This window comes from Rossellomorea sp. GQ25, from assembly GCF_059758515.1.
In genome coordinates, this window is record NZ_JCAXEQ010000005.1 from 285,542 (window position 1) to 311,430 (window position 25,889).

A 25,889-nucleotide genomic window follows, 5' to 3' on the forward strand; every position below is an offset into this window, starting at 1 on the left:
GATCCCCACAGACGCAGCCGAGGAGGCTCACCGCCCGCCCCACGGAAAGCGAGCATCCTGCATCGGAAATCAACTACTACTTTCTTCTCTAATCTTTACGAAAAGAGCCTTTTTTATCGTTTAAAACTCTGTCAAATCTATGCTTTTCCCCTCTTCTTCCCCACACCGAATGCATGTGAAAAGATGAAGGCAAGTATCAGAGCAGCTGCTATTCGGAATGCCATCGGCTAATTGTACATGCTGTATATCCATATACGCACTGTACTCATCATAAAAATCATAATATCTTCCCTGATCTGTTGTAGTGTCCCCGCACTTCTGGCAAAGTCCCCTGTATTCAACGATTCCATTACATAATGCGCAAGCTTTCATGCTGTGTCACCATACTTTCAATCTAATTCATTGTATAGTGGTATCTTTTTTACAATCACGATGATTTATGTAGAAAACTTATAGGTTTTTAGTAGGAATAAATTCCCTGTCACCACGTTGAATATATTGCCCCAAAAAAACCATAATACCTAGTAACAAGGCAGCAACAAGCATTCTCTCACCCCACTCGATGGGTTACACCATACTAAGATGGTCGCTCATGGAATAGCGGGCTGGTGCAATTCCAGCTAACCCAACCAAAAAATCTTATACATTTTAAGGAGATGACAGATTATGCAACAGCAACAATCTCGCAGCAATTCATCTAACCAACTAGTAGCTCCAGGAGCTCAACAAGCAATCGACCAAATGAAGTACGAAATCGCTTCTGAATTTGGCGTACAATTAGGACCAGATGCTACATCTCGTGCTAACGGTTCTGTAGGTGGAGAGATCACTAAACGCCTGGTTCAAATGGCTGAACAACAAATCGGTGGCGGGTTCCAAAAATAATCAGCAATTTCATATGAATGGATAAAGCCCCCGGTCATTGGCCGGGGGCTTTCATTTTGGCTGTCTCTCATATTTAAAACGAACTGACCCTAGCAGGAGCCAGCTCTTCCTATTATTTATTATGAACCATGCTTGCCGGATCGATCCACTGATCATATTCCTCTTCTGTCAGGTATCCTGATTCGATGGCTGCTTCTTTTAATGTAGAGCCATTGTTGTGAGCTTTCTTGGCTATTTCAGCCGCTTTTTCATACCCGATATGAGGATTTAATGCCGTTACGAGCATAAGGGACCTTTGAACAAAGTCTTCTATTACCTCTACGTTCGCTTCCAGTCCTTTTACACACTTATCGTTAAAGGACTTTATTCCATCTGTAAGCAGTCGTATGGATTGCAGCATGTTATAGATGATGACTGGTTTAAATACATTAAGTTCGAAGTTTCCTTGGCTGGCGGCAAATCCGATGGCCGCGTCGTTCCCAAATACTTGTGTCACTACCATCGTCACTGCTTCACTTTGGGTCGGATTCACTTTACCCGGCATGATCGAACTTCCTGGTTCATTGGCAGGTATCGTTATCTCGCCAATCCCACTACGGGGACCGCTCGCTAACCACCTTACATCGTTGGCTATTTTCATCAGATCTGCTGCCAGTGCTTTTACAGCTCCGTGTACGTACACGATTTCATCGTGGGACGTTAAGGCATGAAACTTATTATCAGATGAGGCAAACTTGATGCCTGTTTGAGCTTCTAATTGTCTTGCCACTTTGTCACCGAATTCTGGATCGGCGTTGATCCCCGTACCGACAGCCGTCCCGCCGATAGCCAGATTGACTAATTGATGAACGCTTTCTCTCAGCATACTATAGGATCTCTCCATCATGGCACGCCATCCGCTGATTTCCTGACCGAGCGTCAAGGGTGTTGCATCCTGAAGATGGGTACGGCCAATTTTAATAATGTCACTGAATTGGTCTTCTTTTTCTCTTAGTGTCGCTGTGAATTCCTGAATGACAGGAAACAGCTTTGATTCGATCTCTTGATACGCTGCGATATGCATGGCTGTAGGGAATGTATCATTGGAGCTTTGGGACATGTTCACATCATCATTCGGATGGACTTTTTCATCCGATCCTTTATCTTTGAGAATTTCATTCGCTCGATAAGAAACGACTTCATTTATGTTCATGTTAGATTGTGTACCGCTTCCTGTTTGCCATACTACAAGGGGAAAATGGGCATCCCACTTTCCTTCCAGGATCTCATCACATGCCTGTCCAATTGCCTTCTTCTTGTCATCTGAAAGCTTACCAAGTGAGTGGTTGACGACTGCGGCTGCTTTCTTTAACTGTGCGAAGGCATATGTAACCTCAATGGGCATTTTCTCTGTACCGATTTGGAAGTTTTCTTTACTTCGCTGCGTCTGTGCTCCCCAATATTTTTCCTTGGGTACCTTCATTTCTCCGATTGTGTCATGTTCTAAACGATATTCCATACTTGTTCCTCCCTTAAATGACTCTTCTATTACCATATTTCCACTAATCCTGTTGAACTAACCTTTTTCTGAAAAGTTTATTAGTCTCACCTAACATTATGACCAAAACCCTAAAAAAAAGATGAATGAGCATGAGTCTCATTCATCTTGTACAATTTATTGTATTAAGTTCAGAAATTGTTTCGTACGTTCGTTCTTAGGGTGTTCAAACACTTCTTGAGGAGAGCCTTCTTCAACGATATATCCGCCATCCATGAAGATGACTTTATCAGCTGCTTCTTTGGCAAATCTCATTTCATGAGTCACGACAACCATGGTCATTCCTTCTTCAGCAAGGTCCTTCATTACCTTTAAAACCTCCCCTACCAATTCAGGATCGAGTGCTGAAGTTGGTTCATCGAAGAGCATCACTTCCGGTTCGATCGCTAATGCTCTTGCGATTCCAACCCGTTGCTGTTGTCCTCCTGAGAGCTGGAATGGATAGTAGTTCACTTTGTCACCGAGTCCTACTTTTTCAAGCAGTCTGATCGCTTTTTGCTTTGTTTCGGACTTGTTGCGTTTTTGGACGACTGTTGGCCCTTCCATTACGTTCTCCAGTGCGGTCATGTGGGGAAACAGATTATAGTTTTGGAACACCATGCCTGTTTTCCGTCTAAGTTTAATAAGCTCTTGCTTGGAAACCTTGTTATTGAAATCAACGGAAGTCCCGCCTATTGAAACAGTTCCGTCATTCGGTATTTCCAGTGCATTTAAACAACGCAGGAAGGTTGTCTTTCCTGAACCCGATGGGCCGATCAGGACGATCACCTGTCCTTTATTGACTTCTACATTCATTCCTTTTAAAACTTCTAATTGATCAAATCGTTTGGTTAATCCTTTGATGGAAATCATATTCAATCTCCTTTAATATTACTTGGCAATATATCGGTCCAGTCTTGTCTCAATACGCCCTTGAATGATGGATAGAATAAAGCAAATGATCCAGTACAACAAGGCAGCTTCCATGTACATGAGCAGGAACTCATAGTTTGTGGCAGCGATTTCCTGTGCTTTTCTGAACATTTCCGTTACGAGAATTAATGAAGCAAGCGAGGTATCCTTCACCAAACTAATGAAAGAGTTCGATAGCGGTGGGATGGATACTCTGGTTGCCTGCGGCAAAATAATTCTCTTTAGGGCCTGTGAATACGTCATACCAATTGAATATCCCGCTTCCCATTGGCCCTTAGGAATTGATTGAATCGCTGCACGGACGATTTCAGAGGAGTAGGCACCTTTATTTAATGAGAAAGCAATGATGGCAGACGGGAACGGATCAAACTTTATTCCAAGTGTCGGTAAGCCGTAGAAAATAATGAACAATTGAACGAGTAAAGGTGTTCCCCTAATGGCCGATACATAGAATCGTGCAATTCCTCTTAGAATCGATACATTGGACAATCGGGCAAGGGCTGTAAGGACGGCCAGGATCATTCCTAAAGCAAAAGAAATCAGCGTCAGAGGGATAGAATAATACAAAGCTCCCTCTAGCATTGGAAGCAGGGAGCTTTGTAAAATATCAATCATTGCTTCAGGATCCTGGTAGATACTACTTAGGAGATACATCTTCTCCGAACCATTTCTCAGAAATCTCTTTGTACGTTCCGTCTTCCTTCATTTCCTCTAACGCTTTGTTTACTTCTTCCACTAACTTGTCGTTACCTTTACGGAACATGAGACCACTTTGACCGGCATCTTCAGCTTCAGCCGCTATTTTGACATTGGCATTCGGCTGTTTCTTTAAATAATCCAGGATAGAGATTTTATCGTTCACTGTCACGTCCACTCTGCCTTGTTCAAGGAGTTGGATGGATTGTGACAGTCCCTCTACACCTTGGATTTCTGCACCATTTTTTTCTGCGATCTCGCGGTAGTTACTTGTCAGTGATTGAGCAGAAGTTAATCCCTTGATGTCTTCAAATGATGTAACATCCTTATTGTCTTTCGATACAACCACTACTGCACTTGATTCAATATAAGGTGTTGAGAAATCATATTTCTCCTGGCGATCTTCACGAATTCCCACTTGGTTTGCAATTACGTCAAAACGCTTAGAATTTAAACCTTCAAACATAGCATCCCATTGAGTTTCTTGGAATTTAGCTTCAACGCCCAGGCGCTTTGCTACTTCACGGGCAATCTCTACGTCAAACCCAGTCAGTTCCCCGGATTCGTCGTGGAATGTGAAAGGAGGATATGTACCTTCCGTTCCAACCAGTAATTCTCCTTCTTCTAACACTTGATCGTAAAGTGATGTTTCAGAACCTTCTTTGGAATCACCACTGGATTCTTCTTTATCATTAGATTTGCCACACGAAGCTAATACCATGGATAAAGCAATTAGCATGATGATGGATAATTTCCATTTTCCCATTGTAAAACCCCCACTATTCTTATCGGATTTAAAACTATTATGATTGTCATCATAAAACGATACGAGGAATAAGTCAATACAAAAGTTTTCAATTCGAGACTTTTTCATTCTTCACATTTATTAGTATGTATTCTGATAGGCTCAATCATGTAAAGAATAACGATTTTGCGATAAACTATTTCTATTGGGAAACGGGAGGTCATAATGATGAAAATCGCTTTATTTGGTAGTACGGGGCGAGTCGGTTCTGTTGTCTATCAACAAGCAAACTCCACACATGAAGTGATTCGCTTGGTTCGAAAAGAAATGGATGGGCAAGCATCTGGTATGGATATTGTTGGTGATGTATTGAATGAAGTAGATGTAATGAAAACCATTGAGGGCTCCGATGCGGTGATCAGCTGCTTGAATACGGATAAAAATGACGTACTCACATGGAGCATGCCCATCCTCTTAAAAGCAATGAGGCATCATGGTGTGAAACGAATCATTACCTGTGGTACAGCAGGAATCCTTCAAGCCCAAAAGGATTCGGGTCTATATCGATTTCAGTCTAGTGAATCTAAACGAAGAAGCACGACTGCTGCCGAGGACCATTTAAGGGCCTATTTAATCTTACAAGCTTCAGGAATGGATTGGACGATTGTTTGTCCTACCTATTTACCTGATGGAGAGCGACTTGGAGAATACCGGACAGAGAAGGATGTCCTTCCTGAAGAAGGAAAAAGCATCTCCATGTATGATACTGGGGATTTTATCTTTCAACAACTGCAAGATGATCGCTACATCAGGAGACGTGTGGGGATTTGTTACTAAAATAAATGGGGATACTTGCCGCCTCATTGGCAAAAGCTCTCCTTTAAGAGTATTTTTATCCATAAATCCGTTTAGTTAAATAATTTGAGGATAGCACGCGTGCTATCCTCTTACTATTTTCTACTGAAAAACGTTATCTTTAGCCCCGTCACCCCCCTGGGATGACCTACTCATGTCATTTCATCTACCTATTCTTTCTATCTAGCAGTTTACTCTAATTAAGCCTTACTTTAAAATTGCATCACTTTTTCAGTAGATTTATCCACGCATTATTCTAGTTGGCTAATTTCACTAGCGTGACTGCTAAATATGATCTCTACTTTCGTTCAGTGACCTATTAAATTTTTTCTTCTACACATTTTCACTATACCAATACAAAAGGGCTGCCCATAATTTCTTTATATAGGGGAATAGCTGAAGCTTGTCCTGCCACTTCGCATAAGATGCTTGTGTAAGATTCGAATTTTACCTGACTTCCATGTAGAAAGGGGGTGAGGGAATGATTATTACAGCACTAGTTGTGCTATTACTCGCACTTGCTCTTTTTGTGGCTATTTTATTAGGGCAGGAAGCTCTTGCTGATGTCCTTTATAGCTGCATCGGTGAAGTTATTAGTGCAGGAAGGGCTTAATGGTCTCCTGTAATTCAACATCGAATGCCTTACACTCTCACTCCCCTGTCAGACCGGTCTGACGGGGAGTACAAATATTAATAGAAAGGTTTTGAGGATAAGATGTCAGTGAATGATGATTTAAAAAAACAATTGGAAAACTTAGATATCAGCAACATCATGAACCTTGCTGAGACGATGCTAAATGAAAAAGAGATGAATCAAACGAAAGGAAATTCAAATGAAATTGAAGGGAGTAAGCTGATGAAGGATGAAAATCTTTCTTCTCTGATCAAATTGTCAAAAAATCTGGTCAACCCCACATCCCTTTCTTTCCTTTCAAACATAAGCAAGCTTTCCGATGTACATCAAGCCAGCATAGGAACATCCAGCCTATTAAAATCAATCGGTTCCCTAGAAAGTGAACTTGTAAATACTCAACAGAAATTAGATGAGCTAAAAAAACAGAACACAAAAATCCTCCGCCTTTTAAAGGCTAATACAGAATAATCAACAGAGGAAAAACTGATTCCATGAATATGTATAAAACAAAAAGCCTCCTAATTTGGTAACCAGCTCTTTGCAGCTCTAATCATCCAAATAAGAAGGTTTTTTGTTTTCTATACAAAAAGTTTTTCTAGTTGTAGCTTAGTTTTTCAGTTTCAGGTTAATGAAAAATCGTTGAAATGATTTCGTCTGTTGTCATTCCGCTCTCGACTTCGAAAGTACCTGGGCGCAAATCATTTTCAAGTCCGCGCTTTTCAACTTCTTTGTAAAAGTCGAGGCCGCTTTTGATGATGTTTGCGTTTTCCAGGGCATTTCCGACATCAATACTTGTCATACCTGTAGAAACAGTCAATATGGTCCGGTAAACGACCTTATCGTCTGTCTTTTCCTCTTTCTTATCTTCCGCTTTCTCTTCCTGTTTCTCGGTCATGGCTGAAAGCTGCTTGTTCCACTCTGCTTCTGTATGTATAACAAAGCCGTTGGAGGTCAGCTGTTTCACCATTTCTTCCTCTGTAAGCTTCTCCGTTTTAACGGTTTCCACTTTCTCTGTACTCTTGGCTTCCGAAGGACCAAACATATAAACGGCACCGATTGACGTCGTTGCAATTAAGAGACCTGCAGCAAAACTGCGCAATGAATTAGGCGTCACTCTCATTGTGCTACTAAGCTCCTTTCAGTCTTCCTTGTCATGTAAGGAGCAAGCATGCGCTCTACCTCATTCGGTGTGAGCTGTTTTTTTGATGCAATGCTTTCAAAAGAATACCCTCTTTTATGTAAGTCAAGTATCTCACGCAGCATAAATCTTTCATCCGATTCCGCTGGTGCTGCCCCAGACTGTTGTGCTGTAATTTCAGCGTCTAATTGAATATTCCGTAACTGCTTCTCCAGTTCATGTACTTCATTCAATACTGAAATTGAAACATGTTCTATTTGTTGCTCAAGTTGTGAGTTGGATTGTGTCGTTTTAATAAACGATAAAATGAGCAGCACAACTGCTGTACCAAACATAATGGCTATTACCCATCCCATCATAGGATCCTCCCTTATTATGAAACTTTTTTATCAATTAAATTATACATTGATATAGAGAGAATTTCGATTTAAAACGACAAAATCCCACAAAAGTCCTGTTTTCTTAGCAGAAAATTGTATTTATGTTTAAATGATGGGTCTATCCGATTGCTCCTACTACCCCTTATATGTCTCCTGAGACTCTACCACAAACATTTCTTTCTCCACACCCTCCACGGATACCTTCTGTGTTTCATCTGCTTTCCTGCTTCTTTTCACCCTCCCCCTGTCTCCCAACAGGACCCGTTGAAGAGAGGTTGCCATGAGATTATAGGAAAGCACGGTGAATGATAGGGCAATGAGGGGGACAAACAGGATCCATGGAGCCACCATCAGTTCAAAGTAGGCTTTCCCGATATTTCCGGCCCATTCATTGGAAAGAGAAAATAATCGGGTTACTCCCATCATGATTTCCCTCTCTACCGCACCTCCAAGGAAAATCTCAAGGAAGCCAAGATGGGCGAACAATATCAGTACCGCCACATTCCGCTGAAAAAACAACAGGATCAGACGCGGGAATAGATTTCTCAGGACATGCCTCCGATACAAAGATAAGCCACTTGCCCCCAACGTTCTAGCACTCAGCACGAACTCTTCCTGTAGCACTTTCTTGATTTCCTTAGACAGGACTACAATCAATGGCGGGATACCGATCAGCGTCAGGATGAAGATTTGAATACTTAACACTTTCACAAACGCTTTCTCTGGCTCATCGATGACGAAACTGATTGGAGACAGGAGCATGAAGGCAATGACAGCCATAGGAATATAGACCATGGACTCTACCAACTCTTCAAATGCCTGTTGCACTTTTTGAAAGAAGTTTATAAAGAGCACTGACAATGAAAAAGCCAGTATGACTTGAAAAAGGCTTATGATCAATCCTATGACGATGGTAAACTTCGCCCCCTGAATGACATATGACCATAGTGGAAGACCTAATCGATCGGAACCGAACGGCGGCAACTCAGCCGGTGTGAACGGAGGTCCCACAGTTTCGCCGTTATATTCAAAGAAACTATACATCTTTACCTTTCCTTCTATAAATGGTTCGTACAAAAAACTCAGCGTTAAAAGTCCCGTTATGAATATAAACCCAATGAGAAACTGAGGCTGCCTCCAGAGATCTTTAAGCATAGGTCCCGTCCTCCTTTAATCCGATGTTCTTCTTCATTCGGATCTCGATTAGGGTAAAGATTAGAAAGAAGGGCAGAAAAATGACCGTGGAAATAATCACGAATGTGAATCCACTCGACCAAATCAATAAATCCATGATCCCCCTCATATTGAACAACCTTTCTAAAATAAACAGATTGGATAACATAAAGGAGAAGATAATTTTGGACCGATAGAATAAGCTGTAAATCACGTTCCTGAAACCATGGGTCACTAACACTTGAATCGCATTGAGTCCTTTCCCCCTGGCAAGCTCTATGTACGGTTTCTGGTCTTCCTCTTTCAAAAGGAGGACGATGGTTTTAATTAGGAATACGGTCGGCACAATCGTTAAGCAGGTGACGGGCAACAGGTATAATTTTTCATCCGTCATCGCAATATCTCCTATTAACACACCCGTGTTACGGAAATACATCACTACAGCCAGTTGGATACCGATGATGATGAACACATCCGGAAACGATTCAAGGATATTTACCAGACTTAAGAATGCATGTTGCATCCATTTGGAAGAAAGGGATATGAATAAACTCACTACGAATGAAATTCCCACAGCCAATCCCAGTGAAAATATGAATACCTTCATGGAGTAGAAATAACGTTCAGCGAGAACATCTTGAAGTGGATATTCCTTATTCAACACAAACAAAATCCACTGATCCTGTTGAAAGATCCGCGTAAATACGTGATAAATTCCTAGGAAATACTCTTTCGGATAAAAGCCAAATGAATTTCCTTCATCCTTCATCATCAAATAATATAATTCAGCGCTTCCACCTCCATAAAACAAAACGGGCAGCACGCTAATCAAGATGAACCCTATAATAATCAGCAGTAATTGACGGAGCGCCTTCATGATTTCCCCCTTCTCATATCTGTGCATCTTTTTACTTTTCTTGTCCTGGTTACAAAAATCCTTTTTCTGGATAAAAATATTTTAAAAAGAAAAGGCATTGACTACAATCGTCAGATGCCTTCATTCTTTATCCTGCCATTTCACCTTTCGATCCCTGCTGAAGCTGATACATTTGATAGTAACGGCCCTTCCGCTTCATCAGTACGTCATGATTGCCCCTCTCCACGATTTCTCCACGATCCATTACAATTATTTGATCGGCATTCTTAATCGTAGATAGTCGATGTGCGATGATGAAGGTCGTTCTGCCTTTTTTCAAGACTTCCATCGCTTCCTGAATGACTGCTTCCGTCTCTGTGTCAATGCTCGACGTCGCTTCATCCAAAATCAGGATTGCTGGATTAAAGGCAAGGGCCCTTGCAAAGGAAATCAGTTGACGTTGCCCTGAAGAAAGGGTGCTTCCTTTCTCGATCACCGGTTCGTCATAGCCGTTCTCAAGGTTTTTGAACACTTTTTCAGCACCGACGGCTTTGAGCGCCGCTTCCACCTGTTCTCTTGAAATTCTGGGGTCATCCAAGCTTACATTGGATGCGATGGTTCCCGTAAACAAATAAGGATCCTGCAAGACAATTCCCATATGCTCACGAATCGTTTGATAGGGAATATCTACAATGTCTTTTCCGTCAATCCGGATTTTCCCTTCATTGCTATCGTAAAAACGGAACAATAGATTCATGATCGAGCTTTTCCCTGAACCTGTGTGACCCACTAGGGCAACGGTTTCGCCTTTGCTTGCGGTAAACGTGATATCCTTCAGCACGTATTCATTTTCCTTGTATCCAAAGAAGACATGTTCAAAGCTGACATTTCCGTCATACCTGCTCATTTTCTCATCTTCAACCGGGGTTCCGGTCTCTTCCAACAGGCGAAAAACCCGCTCCCCTGCCACAAGTGCCTGTTCAAGGTTTGCCAGCTGATTGACGATTCCTGTCACTGGCTGGAACAACCGGTTGATGTAATCGACAAAGGCATAGAGCACTCCCAATGTGACAACCGATCCCACTCCCATAGAAGCGCCTCCGAAATACCATATGAATGCGACAAAGGTGATGTTTCTCAACACCCCGACCAGGTTGTGGGATGTCATCGAATTCAAGCTCAAGAGTTTATTTTGATACTTGAAATGCGTTTCGTTCAACTCTTCGAATTCTTCGTTCGTTTTCTTTTCTCTGCTGAAAGCCTGAATGATGTTCATGCCCTGGATCGACTCATTGATCATGGCATTGATATCACTCACTTTCGATCTGATGATATGATTGTATTTAGATGCATAGATACGATACAGGTACGTCCATAAAACCAGAATCGGAATCAGGATCAAGCAAATGGCTGCTAATTTTGCATCAAGTATAAAGAGTGCGATGTATATTCCAATAATGTAAATCGTACTGGAGAAAAAAGTTGATAAGACTGTTACATACAGATCCCGGATCGCTTCGGTGTCGTTTGTGATCCTCGCTACGACCTTTCCTGCCGGCAGATTATCAAAATAGCTTATTGGGAGATTCTGGATATGCCGGAACACATCATTACGCATTTTCTGAATGACCCGGTTTGCTGCCTTTTGTAAATAGTATCGCTGACCGTATTGGAAAAAAGCTGCGACTACAAGCAGCCCAAAATAGAAGGCAATCAATTTAATGATCTTCGGGATTTCAGGATTATAAAAACGCAGCAGCTCATCTCCGGTCAACTTCTCGGCGGGATAAGTTGCCGACTCATCCCCTTTCGTAATCGTCATTTCACCTGACTTGACCGACCTTTCTCCGTCGAAGGAGACGGTGGAAGGAACGAAATAAAACTCTCTCCCGACCTGTAAGATACGTATATCTTCTTTTCTCGTCTCCCCTTCTGAAAAATATTGATCACGTTTATACCATTTCTCCTTATAGGATACAGCTTCTTTCCCCTCCACCGTTTCATACCAAGTGGATTCGATTCCAAGTATATGATCATCAATCAGTTTCTTCGCAATAAAAGGGCCTGCAAGTTCAGCCGCTACTGACACACTCAGCATCAAGAGGGCTGCAATAATGATTTTTTTATAAATAAGGGCATATTCGGTTAGTCTTCTTCCGACGTTCATGCGCCCACCTCCTCGTGTGAGGAATCTTCAACTTGTTGGCGATCGAATTGTTCTTTATACCAACCACCGTTTTCAAGGAGTCGTTCATGTACCCCTTCTTCTATCACTTTCCCATCTTCAAACACGATAATCCAGTCTGCATGCTGAACGGCGGAGAGACGATGAGTCGTAATAATCGTTGTTTTTCCTTCACGTTCTTTTCGTATATTGTCAATGATCTTCGCTTCTGTTTTCGCATCAACAGCCGATAGCGAGTCATCCAGAATCAGGATTTCCGGATTTTTGATCAGTGCCCGGGCAATCGAAATCCGCTGCTTCTGACCACCTGAAAGGGCCACACCCTTTTCTCCTACAAGGGTGGTCAATCCGTCCGGAAGCATTTCAAGATCTTTTTTGAAATCAGCCAGTTCAATGGCTTGTTCCAGGTCTTGCTCAGTCGCATCATGTCTGCCGAACAGAATGTTTTCTCTAACGGTCCTTGAAAAAAGGATATGATCCTGGGGCACGTAACCGATCCAATCCCTTACCTGCTGAATGGTCAAGTCACTGATCGGGACCCCTCTTATGGATAAAGAACCTTTTCCGGCAGGATATTCACGGAGGAGCTGCTTGATAAAGGTCGTTTTTCCGCTTCCTGTTTTTCCTACGATTCCAAGAGTGCCTCCCTGATGGATATTAAGATTGATATTGGACAGATTCAACACCTGTGAGGACGGATATTGAAAGTCCACATCCTTAAATCCTATATGATCAGGAGAATCTATCCATTGAGGGTTCTCAGAATCCTGGACGTCCTGCACATAATCAAGGGTCTCTTGAACCCGGTCAAGTGAGGCATTCCCGCGCTGCATGATATTGATCAACTCCCCAATGGCAAACATCGGCCAAATCAGCATCCCGAGGTACACGTTAAAGGAAACAAGCTCTCCCAATGTGATCGATTGATGAAACACGAGATATGCTCCATAACCAAGTCCGATCAAATAGCTCAACCCGACAAGGACTTTGATTGTTGGTTCAAAGAGGGAATCAATCTTTGCCACACCAATATTCTTGTTATAGACGTCTTCAGTCATATCAGCGAAACGCTTCTCATCCGCTCTTTCCTGTACATACGCACGAATGACACGGACACCTGCAATCGACTCAAGCACTTTATCATTCAAGTCACCGAATGAATCCTGGGCTTCCGTGAATCGCTTATGAATCCTCGCACCGTATACCTTCATCAACATAGCCATGATCGGAAGCGGCAATATCGCCGCGATAGTCAATTTCCAGCTGACAAGAAACCCCATTGTAAAAAGGATCGTTAACATAAAGACACTGGAATCGATTAGTGTCAATACTCCGAAACCGGCTGTAACCGAGATGGCCTTCAGATCATTCGTTGCCCTTGCCATTAAATCTCCCGTACGATTCTTTTCAAAAAAAGTCGGAGTCATCTTTAACAAATGTCCCATAAATTTACCGCGAAGCTTACGTTCAACGAGAAAGGCACCTCCAAATAATTGATACATCCACACATACGTCATTGCGTACGAAATGAGTGCGATACCGGCGATCAGCCAAAGATAATTCCCTACGACTTCCCACGTCATCGCACCCAGGTGAATGTCATCAATGGCATTCCCTACAAGCTTTGGAGGAATCACATCAAGGATTCCGACAATCGTCAATAGAACGATCGCCACCGTATATCTCTTCCAATTTTCAATAAAAAACCACGATAATTTCTTAAAAATACTAAACATTCCACATTACCTCCTCTTGTTGACTTTCTTCACTATCCGCCTTCTGTCTCCACAGCAGACATCATCTTCTTCATTTGAACGATTAACATAATCATTTCCTCCTTCTGAAATTAGGTTTTATATGTGATCAAGGCTGGTCCTTGGGTACACCTAAACGAAAAAAAAGACAGACGCTTAAGGCTTTTTTCACTAGATCCGTAGGGATTCCTTCTGGATCCCTACCAATCTGTTGCGCCTTAAAAACGTCCGTCTTTGTTTTTGGACATAGAAAAGCACAGATTATTTGCATAACCTGTGCCATTAATATTCATATGACAGAATGATTAAGGAGTTACTGGTTATGTGATGATATGAAATTGGTATTGAACACTGCTGGTACTCCATGAATTGTATACACTTTCATCATCACAAACCCTCCATTCATTTTTATTATTTATTCCATTAATAACCATACTATACGCCACGAATTGTGTCAATATTATTTTTATTGATAATTTTCTATATACTATATGTTTTTCCACAATATTAGTGAACCACAAATGCAGAATTATTCCACGACCACAGCCGTTCCGTAAGCAATAATTTCAGAAGCGTTTTGCATGACCGCTGAGGTTTCTAAACGAACGGCAATAACGGCATTTGCACCTTTTTGAGAAGCTTCTTCCATCATACGATCAATCGCTTGATTTCTTGCTTCCTCCATCAACTCACTGTATTCGCTTATTTCTCCGCCAATAATGGTTTTAAGACCGGCAATGATGTCTTTGCCAATATGCTTCGCTTGGACGGTACTTCCCCTTACAAATCCTCTTAATTCTTTTACATCCTTACCTGGTACAAAATCGGTTGTCACAATAATCATGATTCCCTCTCCCCTGCCTTAAATTTTCTCCAAATCTTCTTTACAAATATGAAATAAAAGATGAGTGGAAATGGGCACTGAATCAATCCCCAGATCCCCCAGAACCAATAATTATGTCCGTTCTTCCGGGCATCGATAAACAGGTAAATACTTTGAGTCAGAAGGATCGGAATGACAAGGGGTAAGATATAGAGCTCTTCTTTTGTCATATCCTTTTCACCTTTTTCGTATATGTTATGCCAGTAAAAATCGAGGCTCCCACAAAGATGGCAACTTGAAGGAGAAGAAATAGAATTGGCATTTGAAATAACGTAAGGGAAAACACAGTCAAGATAAAACAGGCAAGAAGAAGAAATATGGTGAGATCTCGTTTAAACCTGGCTTTAATCTCCACTTGCTGATTCTCTACTAATTGCTCAAACCACTGCAGAGACGGGGTGCTTTCGTCAATGTCTTCATCAATTGACTGGAATCCGTCCTCCAGTAATTTCTTTAATTCATCGTTATGTTCCTGATGGTTGTTCATCTATTTTCAACTCCTTCCTCAACCGGATGATCCCATGATGAACCCGTGATTTCACTGTCCCAGGTGGCACTTCTGTCATTTGACCAATCTCTTCATAGGAATAACCGTAGTAATGTTTCAGAATGATAGGGAGCCTGATATCTTCTGAAAGTGTGGATAAGGCTGTCAGCACATCATTCCATTCTTCATTCCTTGACTCCATCTCCCATTTTAATTTTCTAACGTTCACTTCTTCATTCTGCCAGTTCTGTTCTCTTTTCTTTTTACGCTGCAGATCAATATAACGATTGGTTGCGATGGAAATCAGCCATGATGAGAATTTTGATTTCCCGTTGTATTGATGAATCTTCTCTACACATTTTGCCATCGTATCCTGTGCAAGCTCCTCTGCTTGATCGCGATTCATTGTCACTTTCATTAAGTATTTCACTAGAAAAGGATAATGTTCTCGAAAAAGAATAGCAAAGGCTTCGTGATTCCCTTTTTTCGCCCGTTTGATCAGATCTCTCTCTTCCATCCTTTACTGTCCTTTCTTTTCGCCCCAGCCTGCGAGTTCATTCATAAGACGCACAACGGGAAAAATCGTTCATAAAATCATTATACTTTTTTTGAAATAAAAATACCCCTCGATGAATAGTTCTTTCCTATTCATCGAGGGAATCTCACTTAGCTATTCAGAGCAGCAGGCTGAGCTTTTTTTTCCTCCTTTACATATTTAGGAAGAATGATGGTGTAGAAGATCCCTACTATGATTAGACATCCTCCAACGAGCCAGTAGAGCATTTCAACGGTTACGACGGTAGGGAATGTCAAAGCAATCACTCCCAGGGTAATCGATTGTGACAGCATCATAAGAGGATTGATCCATCCTTGCACCCTGCCCATCATTTTCGGGTCAATTATGCTCGGCATCCATCCCCCGATTGCAATATTCACAAGAGGTAACCCCAATGCAGCGAAAAAGATGATCGTGAGGAAGATCCAAGTCGCAGACGCAAAAGATGCTGCGATGATAAACGTTCCGGAAATAGCCAGCCCTGCAACAATCAACACATGAAACTTAAACTTCTGAGAAAGCATTGAAGAGAAGATACTGCCAATCAATATACCGGCCCCGAATGCGACACCTAATAGAATCGAATATTCTTCATAAGACTCTGGGGCTAATTTATATTTCAATATAAAAATAGGAATGACCGAGAATCCTCCGTTCACAATTCCAAATACGACAAACCCTCCAATTAAGGATAATAGCAGCTTATGATTCAGGATATAGTTCATCCCCGCTGTAAAATCTTTCGTCACAGACTGAATGTTCAAGTCTTTCCATGTATGCTGGCCGTTTGGAAGACGAACCTCTTCAGGAATGATACATTTCCTGATTAAGATGGCAGAAATAACAAATGTAACAAAATCGACTGCAATCGCACCGTAGATCCCCGCCGTCCAATATACAAAGATGGCAACAGCATTTCCAAGTAACATAAACAAGCTCATTACCATTTGATTCAAGCCGGCGGCCGTTGAATAATCACCTTTTGAAAGCACTCCTTGCAGTATCCCTTGTTCAGCAGGAAAGAAGAACTTCTGGACGCCGCTTCTTAGAAACAAGATGGCAAATATGAGGGGTAGCCAGCCAATGTAGATGGCCCCGAACAATAAAAGTGTAAGGAACGCACTGATCGTATCGCAGTGGTAGGCAATTTTTTGCCGGTCCATTCTATCAGCTAAAACCCCCACCAGGAAGAATACGAGAAGAGTAGGAAGTGAGTACATCATTTCCGTAATCGACGCAAACATGGGCTGTTCTGAAAACCGGTCCAGAAGATAAAACATAAAAGCTGTCAAACCAATTACACTTCCCATATGCGAAGTGAAATTAGCAAAGAACAACTTTAGAAAAATTGGATTCTTAAAGATTTCAATCATTTTTTTCATGAATAACCGTCTCCCATCAATGATTAACTATCTTTATCTTAAAGGGAAAACCATGTGAACCTAAGGGTCTATTGGTGGTTTTTTCCTCCGTCTGTGGTCGGATAGGGTTGGGAGTTAGTCTCTCCCTGATAGCAAAAGGTCAGGAGAAGCCGTTTCGCCGATATATTTATAATTTCGCCGTTATATCCAAACTTTTGCCGTTAAAATGTAAATATCGCAGTTATCCGTTCAGACCATCTTTATCCCTTTCTAATTCTTAGAAAAAACCCAAAGCCCCTAGGTTCTGAAGATATCCCCCTTCTCATCGCGAATTTCCTTCGTATGGAACAAAGCAAAATCAATACAATCGACGTTGCTGTATTAGATGCATTGAAGAAAGCACCTTGGAGTGGAATAACTTAAGAATACACTTCTTTACATGATCACCGTTGTAGGACAAAATCGGTTAACGGTTCATCAATTACCAAAAAATGATTATAATTTCACCGAAAAGGAGCATACTAAGGGTACCTTTTCCCCTCCTGCTATCTCAATGACTAAAACCGGGGAGTATGTGAATATCCTTATCGCTTTAGTTGAATTTTTCGAAGAAGGAAAACGAGCCAGCAGATAAAAGATTTATTCTTCCCTGCTACAAGGCTCCACTCCTCTATCCGTTCAACAAATCAGGACAAGACTAAACGAACTCCAGGATCTTGGGTATGTATTGATCCAAAGAGGGAGAATTGGAACAGAAATAACGCCCGAAGGATTGGCCTGGTTAAATAATAATACGGAGAAGGTTTTAACTATGGATTGACAGGGTAACTTTACATTAACCGGTTAGAAAGACAAAACATATTTCATTGATACTATAAGTCGAGGTGATTATAATGATACGTACAATCTTAATGGTCGTTGGAGCAATTGTTGTCATTGGTTGGATTATCAGCATGCTGTAATCAAAACCATTCAAACTGAACATTATTCCTGCTATTATATAAATTTTTATCAAATAGAAAGAGCAGAACGGATCTTCCCCCGTTCTGCTCTTTCTTTTCGTTATTAAGCCAATGTTGAATCTGCTTCTATATATTCTGCATTCCATTCACCGTTTTCCTGAAAAAGATTAAAAAACTTAATATTGGGTAAATAATAGATATCCTATTGATGAGGTGATTTTAATGTATAAACATATTTTGTTAGCCTACGATGAAACCGATGGAAGCAAGAAAGCTTTAGATGAAGTACAAAAATTAATAAAAAGTTCTATAGATACACAATTAACCGTACTCCATATATCAGATGAAAAGGTAGCAAATGTAAGTCATGACAACTATACCCCTACCCATGCATTAGCGGATACGTCACCTGGTTTTGATAACAATTATATGGGAAATCTGTCGGTTTCACCCGACAACAAGGTTCATACTACGGAGGAAGAACGTCATGAAATTAAGACTCCCTCCTCTACACATCACTTTTTGAAAAATGCTAAAGAAAAACTTTCTCCTTACGGGATTGAAGCAAACTATATTCACCTATCCGGTTCAGAAGCAAAACGCATATGTGAATATGCCAAAGAAATCCAGGCAGACCTGGTAGTAGTCGGGAGCAGCCGTAAATCCGGCATGAAAAAATGGGTGCTCGGAAGCGTCAGTGAAAAAGTTACTCAAAACTGCGAAACCAGCGTCCTGGTCGTAAAATAAATGGAACAAATGGAGGGACTGACCTTTAAAAGGTCCGTCCCTCCATTTAAATATGTATTACTTACCAGTTAACTCATCAAAACGTTTATGGGCGTTCTTCTCGTCAAAGCTGCTGTATATCCGATAGTCCTCAAAGTCCAAAATTCTGAAGTGCTGACTGAAAAGGTTTTGCTGAAGGATGTATTCATCATTCTTCTTTACATCTTTCCACCAGACCTTCCCGCCTAACGTTTTTTCCTTCCGATAATCAATACCTTCCCGAGAAATGGTCTCTATGATTTCAAGGGGTTCCCCCCCAAGACTCGTGGTTAAGGTTTCACTATCTTTAAACAATGCACAGATGGCAATAACCGCGGTCCAGCTGGCCATGACTCTGCCTTTTTCAATTTGAACAAGGGTTTTTTTGGATAATCCGATAATGTTCGCCATCTTATCCTGTGTATAACCTGCCTCTGTTCGTATTAGCCTTAATTTATCTGAAATGATTAGAACGATCTCTTCTTTTGTCATCGATTCACACCTCACTCTCTTCATAGTGTAATATTACACCAATTTCATTTCCATTTTCAAGAATATTTAAACGTTTCGATCAAGCCCATCGATTTTTGTATCACCCTGTTTATTTTACTATACTTTTGGTAAAGGATTGTCGTATTCGACTAAAACGGAGGGATAATCATGACAAAACGCATCATTGTCCTTATTAGGGAGGACCTGCAGGCTCCGGATTTGATTCAGCCCCCAACTTCCGTATTTTCAATCCAACCCTTCAAAGTGAAAAATTCGATAAAGAAGGCACTTTCCGGATGTGGGTTCCTGAATTAAAAGATGTTCCCAACAAACATATCCACAAACCTTCAGAAGCTCCCGTGGATATTCTGGAAGAAGCGGAGGGCATCCTGGGAGAACATTATCCCTATCCGATCGTCGATCATAAAGCAGTTAAAAAAAGGGCTTTAGAGCGCTATGATGAAATAAAATAAATATAAAAAATCGAGTCTACGACCCATAAAGGCCATAGACTCGATTTAATGGAAAGGGTAAAGGACTCTTTTTACAGAAGAGATTATGCTTCTCCTCTTTGTTCCTTAATCGTACGCTTCTTCTCAGATTCAGATACAAACAACGCACATGCTGCATCTCCGGAGATGTTGATGGAGGTTCTGGCCATATCAAGTAAACGGTCGATCCCCAGAATTAATCCAATTCCTTCTACCGGCAGGTTTACACTGCTTAATACCATCGCAAGAAGGATCAATCCGACTCCAGGAACCCCTGCTGTACCAATACTGGCTAATACAGCCGTTAGTACAACCGTAATCAGTTGTTCCAATGATAAATCAACACTATATACCTGAGCGATAAAGACGGTTGCAACCCCCTGCATGATAGCAGTACCATCCATGTTGATGGTAGCTCCTAATGGTTGAACGAAGGAGCTTACTGATTTCGATACGCCTAAACGTTTTTGGGCAACATCCATTGAGATGGGAAGCGTCGCGTTACTGCTCGATGTACTGAATCCTACGCTCATCGCAGGACTGAAATTCTTGAAGAACCAAAGCGGATTCTTCTTTGCCAGAAGGAGGATCGTTCCACCATAGGTAACGAGCGCGTGAATGATCAATGCTGCAAGAACAACTACAAAATAAAGCCACATCGCCTTCAATGCACTGAAACCCTGGCTTCCTATTGCTGAAGCGATTAATCCGAATGTTCCGTATGGAGCGAATTTCATCACGAGTGTCACAAGGTACATCATAAGATCATTTCCTTGTTCAACAAGCTTTAATATTCCTTTTGTTTTATCCCCTAAAGCTGTTAATCCAAATCCAATAAAGATGGCAAATGCAATGATTTGGAGCATATTTCCCTCTGTCATCGCCGTAAGTGGATTTTTGGGAATAATGTTCATGAGGGTCTCTCCCACAGGAGGAGCATCTTTCGTTTCAAAACCTTCTGACTGTGTTTTGTCGATTCCCTCTACCAAACCGGGATCAATGACATAAGCCAGAGATAAACCAATAACGATGGCAATACAGGTAGTCATTAAGAAGAATACAATAGTCTTCAACCCAATTCTCCCCAGTTTCTTAGGGTCACCCAGACCTGCAGATCCAAGAACGATGGATAGAAACACAATTGGTACAACCAGCATGCTGATGAGGTTAAGGAATATTTTCCCTAACGGAGTAAAAAGATAAGGATCTAATATATCAAATATATCTTTAGCAAAAATATTAAGCAGTAATCCCACAATCGCCCCTAGTATTAAGGCAATAATAATCTTAGTTGTTAAATTAAATTTCATAGATGTACCTCCCCTATTGAATACAAAATAATTAAAAGATGTTTACCCTTAATTACTTTTAGCAAAACTATTATTTTTTAAATTTTTCTGTCATTATACTACTATCTCTTCCTGAACTGCCTTTCCATCATTTTTTTTGCTGCTTCTTCATTCTCCTTTTCCTATTATACTGATTTTTTTAATAATTGAAGAAGATTAAGGGTGAATTAAAACATTTTTACTATGTTTCACCTCACACCCTACACAATATGTGGGAGTTGAATGATTCTATATGACTACAGATCAACTTCCAAACTTTTCTTTTTTACATTTAATGATTAAATATTACGTGATTGGGTAAATAGTAATAACATCATGAAAATAGAAAGGAACATACCTAAAATGAATAAAACAGTCTATTTTCTTTCAAGTAGTCAACAGCGCAGCTTGATAGCTGAAGGGTGGGCCGAGAAGCTCGATGTGTCAGATTGGTCATTCAAAAGTGCCGGATGGGTTGCAGAGAGTCGTGCTGAATTCAGCGTTTTAGCAATGAAAGAGTTATGTATTGATATTAGTACATTCCCACTAACAAGCATTGAGATGAATGAACTTGGTAATGCTTCGGTTATTGTTGCGATTCAGGATACAGAATATGATGATAAGATAGAGATTCCATCTGAATTAGAAGATAAAGTCATCTATTGGAATTTGCCTAATCCAAGGAAGCGTTCTACGACACTTATTGAAGAATGGGTACACTATCAAGAAATTTGTGATGAAATTGCCATGCGAGTGAAAGATTTGGAAAATCTTCTACCACACCTACACTAAGAAGACTGATTACAACTAACATTGTATTGTAATCAGTCCCTTTTTTCTATGTGAAATACTCCAGCTTCGCTTTTGGAAAATGTTTTTCCATGTAGGCATACAGATGATCTTTCATTTCCTGCTCTTCATCCTTCTGATAGATATACTTGCCAATCCCGTATTTACCCCATTTATATCGCCGTTCTTCCTCATTAAGTTCAAGCTTTGTCATCGGATAATTTTTCTCAATGACTCTTTTAGCCGGTTTTGTGAAACGATGTTGAATGAATTCAAAGGTTAAATCCTTTTTCGCTTCTTCCGGCAGGTGAGCTTCCAAGTGTTCAAACATTTGCTTATACCCTTCCTGCCATCCTTCATGGATATAGATAGGTGCCACAATGAATCCTAATGGATATCCTGCTCTCGCTACCTTCTCCGCTGCCTCGAGGCGCTTATCTAAAGGAGACGTACCAGGCTCAAAATTCTTAATCACATAATCGGCATTGATGCTGAATCGGAACCTCGTTTTCCCATTATGCTTTGCATCAAGCAGATGGTCGACGTGATGGAATTTCGTCACAAAACGAAGCTTGCCATACTCGGATTCGCCAAAATGCTCGATGGCTCGTTTTAAGGTATGGGTGAGATGATCAATCCCTACGATATCCGACGTACAAGCAGCTTCAAAGCGCGTGAATTCAGGAGCTCTTTGTGCAATATACTTGTCTGCCGACTCAAATATTTCATTCACATTGACATACGTTCGTATATACGGTTTACTCCCCATCGTTGTTTGCAGATAGCAATAGTGACAGTGCCCCATGCACCCTGTTGCAAATGGGATGGCATATTCAGCAGACGGTTTGGATGTATCAAACTTCAACGTTTTTCTCACTCCGACTACTAATGTGGATTTCGCAATCCGGTATTTCTGGAAATGGTTGTCCCCTGGCAAATTACGAACCTGGTTATGTGATGTTGTATACCGGATTTCCACATCCATTTTTTCAAACTTTTCTTTGAGCTCTTTTCCCAACGGATATTCCAATGCATTCGGTTCAAAGTAGACCAATTGCGGCATGAACGGTTTAACCATGATTCATCCTCCTACAGGTCTCCAAATGATTGAGTATAGGCTTGCTCTGCTTCAGCTTCTGAAGAATAAACCGCTATTTCATGTGTTAACGGATAATGGGTTTCATATAAAAATAATGCCAGTTCGTTCGGATTTTCCGGATCATGTACTACGGCTGCCTCCTGCACGTTGGCTACACTTTGTGTATGTGGATTTCGATAAATCACATATACGACATCGCCGGCTTGATAGGGCATATATTGATCATTCAGTTCCATTCTTTTCACCTTTTTCCTAAACGTCAGTACTATCATTTTTTGTTATCTTCCTGATAAATATGATGGTAAAAGATGTTTATAAAAAACTTCTCCTGCACAATTGATGCAAGAGAAGCCTGATTTAGGAAATCCCATAAAATTCAGTTGTATTCTTAAACAGTTGTTTATATACTTCTGCTTCTTTGATGCGTTTTATTTCGGCGATTTTTTCAATGGACCGATGCATGATTCCTGGATGGGTCATCCTTCCCTGGAAGAAGCCTTCAAAACGCCAAGGACCATCTGTTTCCACCATAAGTCTCTCGATTGGGTACTTCTTAACAAGCTCTTGTATTTCCTTCTCATAAAGAACATCAGGAGTAATGGAGATGGAATAGCCATTTTCCTTCATTCTTTCAATGGTCTCTACATCTCCTTTAAACCAATGAAAGTGTGCTTTTGCTATGGAGTGCTTTTCTAACAGGTCACAAACGATGGGTGCATGCTCATACACCGCATGAAGGATAATCGGTTTGTTAATCCTTTTTGATTCGATCATAAACCGTTCCAAGAGATCGATATAAGGCTCCACTTCAATTACAGGATGTTCTTTCATTTTATAATAAGGCAATCCTACTTCTCCAATCGCCACTATTTCCTGTTGATGCAGCTCAATTAATGATAGAAGCTCCTCAACTTCTCTTTCTGGAGGCAGTTCCTGCTCCGGATGGAATCCTGCAGCCGGTTTGATCCTTGCATCTCTTCTTGAGAGTTCTATATTTGTCCTGGACGATTGAAGGTGGAACGATACAGATATGAGCGCTTCTACAGAATACAGTTCAAGTTCCTGCAGAATCTTATCACGCTCATATCCTTCGTATAAATCCAAGTGAATATGTGCATCAACCAAGGATGGTTTACACATATTGAGAAAGCTCCTCAAAAATGCTCGTTTTCCATTTCAGAAACTCCTCCGTTAAGAGAATCTCTTTGTCGCGGGGACGGGGAAATGGTACTTTGAACTCCTTCTGCACCCTGGCAGGCCGAGTCGATAATACAATGATGCGGTCTGACAGGAACAGGGCTTCGTCGATATTATGAGTCACAAATAGAACGGAACTCAAATCCTCCTCCCAAATAGAAAGGAGCCATTTCTGCATGTCCAATCGTGTGAATTCATCCAGGGCAGAAAAGGGCTCATCCAGACATAAAAAAGATTGAGGACTGACAAGGGCACGAATAAACGCCACCCGCTGCTTCATCCCTCCCGATAAATCATCTGGATACGCATTCTCATACCCCTTTAAGCCCGCCCGTTCAATCATGCTCAATGCTTTATCCCTATCCCTCTTCCCATGTAACTCCTGGCCCAGCATCACATTCTCAATCACGGTTCTCCATGGCAGGAGGGACGGACTTTGCGGCATATAACTGATGGTCCCTCTTTGACCATTTATCGATTTTCCATCTAATCGTATATCTCCTGAATCGGGTGTGAATAATCCACCGATCACATGAAATAGCGTGCTTTTCCCGCTTCCGGAAGGACCAAGTATCGACACAAACTCGCCTTCTTCAACATGAATGGAAAGCTCATCTAGGATCAGCTCCCCATCAAAGTATTTAGACATATTTTGTATGGATAAAGTCGTCATGCTACCTGTCCTCCTTTCGGTTCCACTTAATCATGATTTTTTCTAATAACAAAATGAGGCCAAAGAAAACCAGGCTGAGCAGCATAATCATAAAGATGGCTACAAATACCCTGTCTGTCCTGAAGGAAGACGAGGCAAGTGTCATATAGACACCGATCCCTTTCTGGGCACCTAACCATTCTGAAATCACCGCACCCATCACACTATAGGTAGCTGAAATTTTCAACCCTGAGAAGATGGAAGGAAGTGCATGCGGCCATTCAACTTTTCGAAAAATTTGACCTTTTGTGGCTCCCGACATTTTCATGTAAAGGATGTACTCAGCGTTCGTCTGCCTGAATCCATCCAATGCCGAGACCGCTACCGGAAAAAAGCAGATCAAGGTAATGACAATGATTTTCGGCAATAGTCCAAATCCAAACCAGATAACAAGTAAAGGAGCCAAGACGATAATCGGAATATTTTGAGACAAAATCATAAGTGGATATATCGCTTCTCTTACTTTAGGAAGAAGGTGCAGACCTACTGCTGTCACGATTCCAATCGTACATCCAATTACAAATCCTCCGATCGTGAGGAGAGTTGTCGAAGCAAGATGTCCTGTAAACGTGGTCCATGAGGCGACTCCTTCCGCCCATATTTCTGAAGGTGAAGGCATTAGCCATGCCGGCACCTCAAATACTCTAATGGTGAATTCCCAAATGATGAATAAAAGGATGAGGACCAAGAAGGGTCTCCATCCTTTCGATATCCATGCTTTCATCCTTTATACTTCTCCGTTAATTGATTCATTTCAATCCCGACAGGCTGATATAATACCTTGATTTGAGAAATGACATTTGAGCTGCCCATTTCAATCATTCGTTCATTCATTTGTTCAATCACCTTAAATAAGTCAGATAGATTTCCTTCCATTGTCGTTTCTAATGGATGGACTTCATAACGGACACCTGATTTATCAATGATCCGGATGGCTTCATCCACGTATGGTATAACACTTTCACCATTTTTTGTCTTTGGAATAATTTGTATGCTCACGAGTGCGTTCCCCATTTT

At 41.2% G+C, this 25,889-nt stretch carries 30 protein-coding genes and 1 pseudogene; 7 read left to right on the forward strand and 24 right to left on the reverse strand.

Features of this window, described 5'->3' with window-relative positions; genetic code table 11:
• Nucleotides 1–120 precede the first annotated feature (120 nt).
• Nucleotides 121–372, reverse strand: coding sequence for a hypothetical protein (locus AC6CIB_RS17115; protein WP_498282679.1), 252 nt, complete (start codon nucleotides 370–372; stop codon nucleotides 121–123).
• Between the two features lie 294 nt (nucleotides 373–666).
• Between AC6CIB_RS17115 and AC6CIB_RS17120 the strand changes: the two genes are divergently transcribed.
• Entirely contained in the window at nucleotides 667–885 is a 219-nt protein-coding gene (locus AC6CIB_RS17120; protein ID WP_498282681.1) for an alpha/beta-type small acid-soluble spore protein, read from the forward strand.
• A gap of 112 nt (nucleotides 886–997) precedes the next feature.
• Here the strand turns inward: AC6CIB_RS17120 and fumC are convergent, their stop codons facing one another.
• From fumC to AC6CIB_RS17140, 4 genes are all read right to left on the reverse strand, one after another.
• Complete coding sequence (gene fumC, locus AC6CIB_RS17125) at nucleotides 998–2,383, reverse strand: class II fumarate hydratase (protein ID WP_498282683.1); 1,386 nt, start codon at nucleotides 2,381–2,383, stop codon at nucleotides 998–1,000.
• A 156-nt stretch (nucleotides 2,384–2,539) separates the two neighbouring features.
• Nucleotides 2,540–3,274: an amino acid ABC transporter ATP-binding protein gene (locus tag AC6CIB_RS17130; protein ID WP_498282685.1), complete on the reverse strand. Its 735-nt coding sequence runs from the start codon at nucleotides 3,272–3,274 to the stop codon at nucleotides 2,540–2,542.
• 18 nt (nucleotides 3,275–3,292) lie between these two features.
• Nucleotides 3,293–3,988: an amino acid ABC transporter permease gene (locus AC6CIB_RS17135; protein ID WP_113971234.1), complete on the reverse strand. Its 696-nt coding sequence runs from the start codon at nucleotides 3,986–3,988 to the stop codon at nucleotides 3,293–3,295.
• Nucleotides 3,972–4,796, reverse strand: a complete 825-nt coding sequence (locus AC6CIB_RS17140) for an amino acid ABC transporter substrate-binding protein (RefSeq protein ID WP_498282687.1) — start codon at nucleotides 4,794–4,796, stop codon at nucleotides 3,972–3,974. Before AC6CIB_RS17140 ends, AC6CIB_RS17135 begins: the two co-directional genes overlap by 17 nt.
• A 207-nt stretch (nucleotides 4,797–5,003) precedes the next feature.
• Here AC6CIB_RS17140 and AC6CIB_RS17145 point away from each other — a divergent pair, with 207 nt between their 5' ends.
• The 3 genes from AC6CIB_RS17145 (at nucleotide 5,004) to AC6CIB_RS17155 (ending at nucleotide 6,732) form a co-directional block, all read left to right on the forward strand.
• The gene (locus AC6CIB_RS17145) at nucleotides 5,004–5,612 is read left to right on the forward strand and encodes an NAD(P)-dependent oxidoreductase (RefSeq protein WP_498282689.1); all 609 of its coding nucleotides are present in this window, start codon (nucleotides 5,004–5,006) and stop codon (nucleotides 5,610–5,612) included.
• A 499-nt stretch (nucleotides 5,613–6,111) separates the two neighbouring features.
• A complete protein-coding gene (locus AC6CIB_RS17150) occupies nucleotides 6,112–6,243 on the forward strand; it encodes a hypothetical protein (RefSeq protein WP_498282691.1) in 132 nt (43 codons plus the stop codon).
• Nucleotides 6,244–6,351: 108 nt separating this feature from the next.
• Nucleotides 6,352–6,732: a hypothetical protein gene (locus AC6CIB_RS17155; RefSeq protein WP_498282693.1), complete on the forward strand. Its 381-nt coding sequence runs from the start codon at nucleotides 6,352–6,354 to the stop codon at nucleotides 6,730–6,732.
• Nucleotides 6,733–6,889: 157 nt separating this feature from the next.
• Here AC6CIB_RS17155 and AC6CIB_RS17160 read toward each other — a convergent pair whose 3' ends face one another.
• From AC6CIB_RS17160 to AC6CIB_RS17210, 11 genes are all read right to left on the reverse strand, one after another.
• Entirely contained in the window at nucleotides 6,890–7,384 is a 495-nt protein-coding gene (locus AC6CIB_RS17160) for a hypothetical protein (protein ID WP_498282695.1), read from the reverse strand.
• Complete coding sequence (locus tag AC6CIB_RS17165; RefSeq protein WP_498282697.1) at nucleotides 7,381–7,758, reverse strand: hypothetical protein; 378 nt, start codon at nucleotides 7,756–7,758, stop codon at nucleotides 7,381–7,383. Before AC6CIB_RS17165 ends, AC6CIB_RS17160 begins: the two co-directional genes overlap by 4 nt.
• Before the next feature lie 159 nt (nucleotides 7,759–7,917).
• Nucleotides 7,918–8,937 (reverse strand): ABC transporter permease subunit, encoded by a 1,020-nt coding sequence (locus tag AC6CIB_RS17170; RefSeq protein WP_498282699.1) that lies wholly within the window; start codon nucleotides 8,935–8,937, stop codon nucleotides 7,918–7,920.
• Nucleotides 8,930–9,832, reverse strand: coding sequence for an ABC transporter permease family protein (locus AC6CIB_RS17175; protein WP_498282701.1), 903 nt, complete (start codon nucleotides 9,830–9,832; stop codon nucleotides 8,930–8,932). The genes AC6CIB_RS17170 and AC6CIB_RS17175 overlap by 8 nt, the downstream gene beginning before the upstream one ends.
• 127 nt (nucleotides 9,833–9,959) lie before the next feature.
• The gene (locus AC6CIB_RS17180; RefSeq protein ID WP_498282703.1) at nucleotides 9,960–11,978 is read right to left on the reverse strand and encodes an ABC transporter ATP-binding protein; all 2,019 of its coding nucleotides are present in this window, start codon (nucleotides 11,976–11,978) and stop codon (nucleotides 9,960–9,962) included.
• A complete protein-coding gene (locus AC6CIB_RS17185; protein WP_498282705.1) occupies nucleotides 11,975–13,732 on the reverse strand; it encodes an ABC transporter ATP-binding protein in 1,758 nt (585 codons plus the stop codon). Before AC6CIB_RS17185 ends, AC6CIB_RS17180 begins: the two co-directional genes overlap by 4 nt.
• A gap of 547 nt (nucleotides 13,733–14,279) precedes the next feature.
• On the reverse strand, nucleotides 14,280–14,594 hold the full coding sequence (locus tag AC6CIB_RS17190; protein WP_498282707.1) for a YbjQ family protein: 315 nt from the start codon (nucleotides 14,592–14,594) through the stop codon (nucleotides 14,280–14,282).
• Nucleotides 14,591–14,803 carry a sigmaY antisigma factor component gene (locus AC6CIB_RS17195; protein WP_498282709.1) on the reverse strand — a complete coding sequence of 71 codons (213 nt, stop codon included), beginning with the start codon at nucleotides 14,801–14,803 and terminating at the stop codon, nucleotides 14,591–14,593. Before AC6CIB_RS17195 ends, AC6CIB_RS17190 begins: the two co-directional genes overlap by 4 nt.
• Nucleotides 14,800–15,120 carry a YxlC family protein gene (locus AC6CIB_RS17200; protein WP_498282711.1) on the reverse strand — a complete coding sequence of 107 codons (321 nt, stop codon included), beginning with the start codon at nucleotides 15,118–15,120 and terminating at the stop codon, nucleotides 14,800–14,802. The genes AC6CIB_RS17195 and AC6CIB_RS17200 overlap by 4 nt, the downstream gene beginning before the upstream one ends.
• Nucleotides 15,098–15,637 carry an RNA polymerase sigma factor SigY gene (gene sigY, locus AC6CIB_RS17205; protein ID WP_498282713.1) on the reverse strand — a complete coding sequence of 180 codons (540 nt, stop codon included), beginning with the start codon at nucleotides 15,635–15,637 and terminating at the stop codon, nucleotides 15,098–15,100. Before sigY ends, AC6CIB_RS17200 begins: the two co-directional genes overlap by 23 nt.
• Before the next feature lie 149 nt (nucleotides 15,638–15,786).
• Nucleotides 15,787–17,058, reverse strand: coding sequence for an MFS transporter (locus AC6CIB_RS17210; RefSeq protein ID WP_498282715.1), 1,272 nt, complete (start codon nucleotides 17,056–17,058; stop codon nucleotides 15,787–15,789).
• A 1,163-nt stretch (nucleotides 17,059–18,221) separates the two neighbouring features.
• Here AC6CIB_RS17210 and AC6CIB_RS17215 point away from each other — a divergent pair.
• Nucleotides 18,222–18,746: a universal stress protein gene (locus AC6CIB_RS17215; protein WP_498282717.1), complete on the forward strand. Its 525-nt coding sequence runs from the start codon at nucleotides 18,222–18,224 to the stop codon at nucleotides 18,744–18,746.
• Nucleotides 18,747–18,803: 57 nt separating this feature from the next.
• On the opposite strand, the gene AC6CIB_RS17220 is transcribed toward AC6CIB_RS17215, so the two are convergent.
• A complete protein-coding gene (locus AC6CIB_RS17220) occupies nucleotides 18,804–19,256 on the reverse strand; it encodes a helix-turn-helix transcriptional regulator (RefSeq protein ID WP_498282719.1) in 453 nt (150 codons plus the stop codon).
• Between the two features lie 206 nt (nucleotides 19,257–19,462).
• Between AC6CIB_RS17220 and AC6CIB_RS17225 the strand changes: the two are divergent.
• Nucleotides 19,463–19,729 (forward strand): annotated as a pseudogene (locus AC6CIB_RS17225) (FAD-binding domain-containing protein); the annotation flags it as partial.
• An 83-nt stretch (nucleotides 19,730–19,812) separates the two neighbouring features.
• Here AC6CIB_RS17225 and AC6CIB_RS17230 read toward each other — a convergent pair.
• On the reverse strand, nucleotides 19,813–21,057 hold the full coding sequence (locus AC6CIB_RS17230) for a dicarboxylate/amino acid:cation symporter (protein WP_498282721.1): 1,245 nt from the start codon (nucleotides 21,055–21,057) through the stop codon (nucleotides 19,813–19,815).
• A 381-nt stretch (nucleotides 21,058–21,438) separates the two neighbouring features.
• Between AC6CIB_RS17230 and AC6CIB_RS17235 the strand changes: the two genes are divergently transcribed.
• Complete coding sequence (locus tag AC6CIB_RS17235) at nucleotides 21,439–21,867, forward strand: low molecular weight phosphatase family protein (protein WP_498282723.1); 429 nt, start codon at nucleotides 21,439–21,441, stop codon at nucleotides 21,865–21,867.
• Nucleotides 21,868–21,913: 46 nt separating this feature from the next.
• On the opposite strand, the gene splB is transcribed toward AC6CIB_RS17235, so the two are convergent.
• From splB to AC6CIB_RS17265, 6 genes are all read right to left on the reverse strand, one after another.
• Nucleotides 21,914–22,942: a spore photoproduct lyase gene (gene splB, locus AC6CIB_RS17240; RefSeq protein ID WP_498282725.1), complete on the reverse strand. Its 1,029-nt coding sequence runs from the start codon at nucleotides 22,940–22,942 to the stop codon at nucleotides 21,914–21,916.
• An 11-nt stretch (nucleotides 22,943–22,953) separates the two neighbouring features.
• Nucleotides 22,954–23,199, reverse strand: coding sequence for a transcriptional regulator SplA domain-containing protein (locus AC6CIB_RS17245; RefSeq protein ID WP_498282891.1), 246 nt, complete (start codon nucleotides 23,197–23,199; stop codon nucleotides 22,954–22,956).
• Nucleotides 23,200–23,320: 121 nt separating this feature from the next.
• On the reverse strand, nucleotides 23,321–24,103 hold the full coding sequence (locus AC6CIB_RS17250) for a TatD family hydrolase (RefSeq protein WP_498282727.1): 783 nt from the start codon (nucleotides 24,101–24,103) through the stop codon (nucleotides 23,321–23,323).
• Nucleotides 24,096–24,833 (reverse strand): ABC transporter ATP-binding protein, encoded by a 738-nt coding sequence (locus tag AC6CIB_RS17255; RefSeq protein ID WP_498282729.1) that lies wholly within the window; start codon nucleotides 24,831–24,833, stop codon nucleotides 24,096–24,098. Before AC6CIB_RS17255 ends, AC6CIB_RS17250 begins: the two co-directional genes overlap by 8 nt.
• 1 nt (nucleotide 24,834) lies before the next feature.
• The gene (locus AC6CIB_RS17260; protein ID WP_498282731.1) at nucleotides 24,835–25,596 is read right to left on the reverse strand and encodes an ABC transporter permease; all 762 of its coding nucleotides are present in this window, start codon (nucleotides 25,594–25,596) and stop codon (nucleotides 24,835–24,837) included.
• Nucleotides 25,593–25,886, reverse strand: coding sequence for an MTH1187 family thiamine-binding protein (locus tag AC6CIB_RS17265; protein WP_498282733.1), 294 nt, complete (start codon nucleotides 25,884–25,886; stop codon nucleotides 25,593–25,595). The genes AC6CIB_RS17260 and AC6CIB_RS17265 overlap by 4 nt, the downstream gene beginning before the upstream one ends.
• Nucleotides 25,887–25,889 lie beyond the last annotated feature (3 nt).

Excerpts from the sequence above, each read along its gene's own strand:
- AC6CIB_RS17255 (WP_498282729.1), bottom strand. The coding sequence starts at position 24,833 with ATGACGACTTTATCCATACAAAATATGTCTAAATACTTTGATGGGGAG.
- AC6CIB_RS17230 (WP_498282721.1), bottom strand. The coding sequence starts at position 21,057 with ATGAAATTTAATTTAACAACTAAGATTATTATTGCCTTAATACTAGGG.
- AC6CIB_RS17130 (WP_498282685.1), bottom strand. The coding sequence starts at position 3,274 with ATGATTTCCATCAAAGGATTAACCAAACGATTTGATCAATTAGAAGTT.
- AC6CIB_RS17235 (WP_498282723.1), top strand. The coding sequence starts at position 21,439 with ATGAATAAAACAGTCTATTTTCTTTCAAGTAGTCAACAGCGCAGCTTG.
- AC6CIB_RS17185 (WP_498282705.1), bottom strand. The coding sequence starts at position 13,732 with ATGTTTAGTATTTTTAAGAAATTATCGTGGTTTTTTATTGAAAATTGG.
- AC6CIB_RS17250 (WP_498282727.1), bottom strand. The coding sequence starts at position 24,103 with ATGTGTAAACCATCCTTGGTTGATGCACATATTCACTTGGATTTATAC.
- AC6CIB_RS17220 (WP_498282719.1), bottom strand. The coding sequence starts at position 19,256 with ATGACAAAAGAAGAGATCGTTCTAATCATTTCAGATAAATTAAGGCTA.
- AC6CIB_RS17265 (WP_498282733.1), bottom strand. The coding sequence starts at position 25,886 with ATGGGGAACGCACTCGTGAGCATACAAATTATTCCAAAGACAAAAAAT.
- AC6CIB_RS17135 (WP_113971234.1), bottom strand. The coding sequence starts at position 3,988 with ATGTATCTCCTAAGTAGTATCTACCAGGATCCTGAAGCAATGATTGAT.
- AC6CIB_RS17160 (WP_498282695.1), bottom strand. The coding sequence starts at position 7,384 with ATGAGAGTGACGCCTAATTCATTGCGCAGTTTTGCTGCAGGTCTCTTA.
- AC6CIB_RS17115 (WP_498282679.1), bottom strand. The coding sequence starts at position 372 with ATGAAAGCTTGCGCATTATGTAATGGAATCGTTGAATACAGGGGACTT.
- AC6CIB_RS17245 (WP_498282891.1), bottom strand. The coding sequence starts at position 23,199 with ATGGAACTGAATGATCAATATATGCCCTATCAAGCCGGCGATGTCGTA.
- sigY (WP_498282713.1), bottom strand. The coding sequence starts at position 15,637 with ATGGAAGAGAGAGATCTGATCAAACGGGCGAAAAAAGGGAATCACGAA.
- fumC (WP_498282683.1), bottom strand. The coding sequence starts at position 2,383 with ATGGAATATCGTTTAGAACATGACACAATCGGAGAAATGAAGGTACCC.
- AC6CIB_RS17165 (WP_498282697.1), bottom strand. The coding sequence starts at position 7,758 with ATGGGATGGGTAATAGCCATTATGTTTGGTACAGCAGTTGTGCTGCTC.
- AC6CIB_RS17215 (WP_498282717.1), top strand. The coding sequence starts at position 18,222 with ATGTATAAACATATTTTGTTAGCCTACGATGAAACCGATGGAAGCAAG.
- AC6CIB_RS17260 (WP_498282731.1), bottom strand. The coding sequence starts at position 25,596 with ATGAAAGCATGGATATCGAAAGGATGGAGACCCTTCTTGGTCCTCATC.
- AC6CIB_RS17175 (WP_498282701.1), bottom strand. The coding sequence starts at position 9,832 with ATGAAGGCGCTCCGTCAATTACTGCTGATTATTATAGGGTTCATCTTG.
- AC6CIB_RS17145 (WP_498282689.1), top strand. The coding sequence starts at position 5,004 with ATGAAAATCGCTTTATTTGGTAGTACGGGGCGAGTCGGTTCTGTTGTC.
- AC6CIB_RS17195 (WP_498282709.1), bottom strand. The coding sequence starts at position 14,803 with ATGACAAAAGAAGAGCTCTATATCTTACCCCTTGTCATTCCGATCCTT.
- AC6CIB_RS17170 (WP_498282699.1), bottom strand. The coding sequence starts at position 8,937 with ATGCTTAAAGATCTCTGGAGGCAGCCTCAGTTTCTCATTGGGTTTATA.
- AC6CIB_RS17190 (WP_498282707.1), bottom strand. The coding sequence starts at position 14,594 with ATGATTATTGTGACAACCGATTTTGTACCAGGTAAGGATGTAAAAGAA.
- AC6CIB_RS17140 (WP_498282687.1), bottom strand. The coding sequence starts at position 4,796 with ATGGGAAAATGGAAATTATCCATCATCATGCTAATTGCTTTATCCATG.
- AC6CIB_RS17180 (WP_498282703.1), bottom strand. The coding sequence starts at position 11,978 with ATGAACGTCGGAAGAAGACTAACCGAATATGCCCTTATTTATAAAAAA.
- splB (WP_498282725.1), bottom strand. The coding sequence starts at position 22,942 with ATGGTTAAACCGTTCATGCCGCAATTGGTCTACTTTGAACCGAATGCA.
- AC6CIB_RS17210 (WP_498282715.1), bottom strand. The coding sequence starts at position 17,058 with ATGAAAAAAATGATTGAAATCTTTAAGAATCCAATTTTTCTAAAGTTG.
- AC6CIB_RS17120 (WP_498282681.1), top strand. The coding sequence starts at position 667 with ATGCAACAGCAACAATCTCGCAGCAATTCATCTAACCAACTAGTAGCT.
- AC6CIB_RS17200 (WP_498282711.1), bottom strand. The coding sequence starts at position 15,120 with ATGAACAACCATCAGGAACATAACGATGAATTAAAGAAATTACTGGAG.
- AC6CIB_RS17150 (WP_498282691.1), top strand. The coding sequence starts at position 6,112 with ATGATTATTACAGCACTAGTTGTGCTATTACTCGCACTTGCTCTTTTT.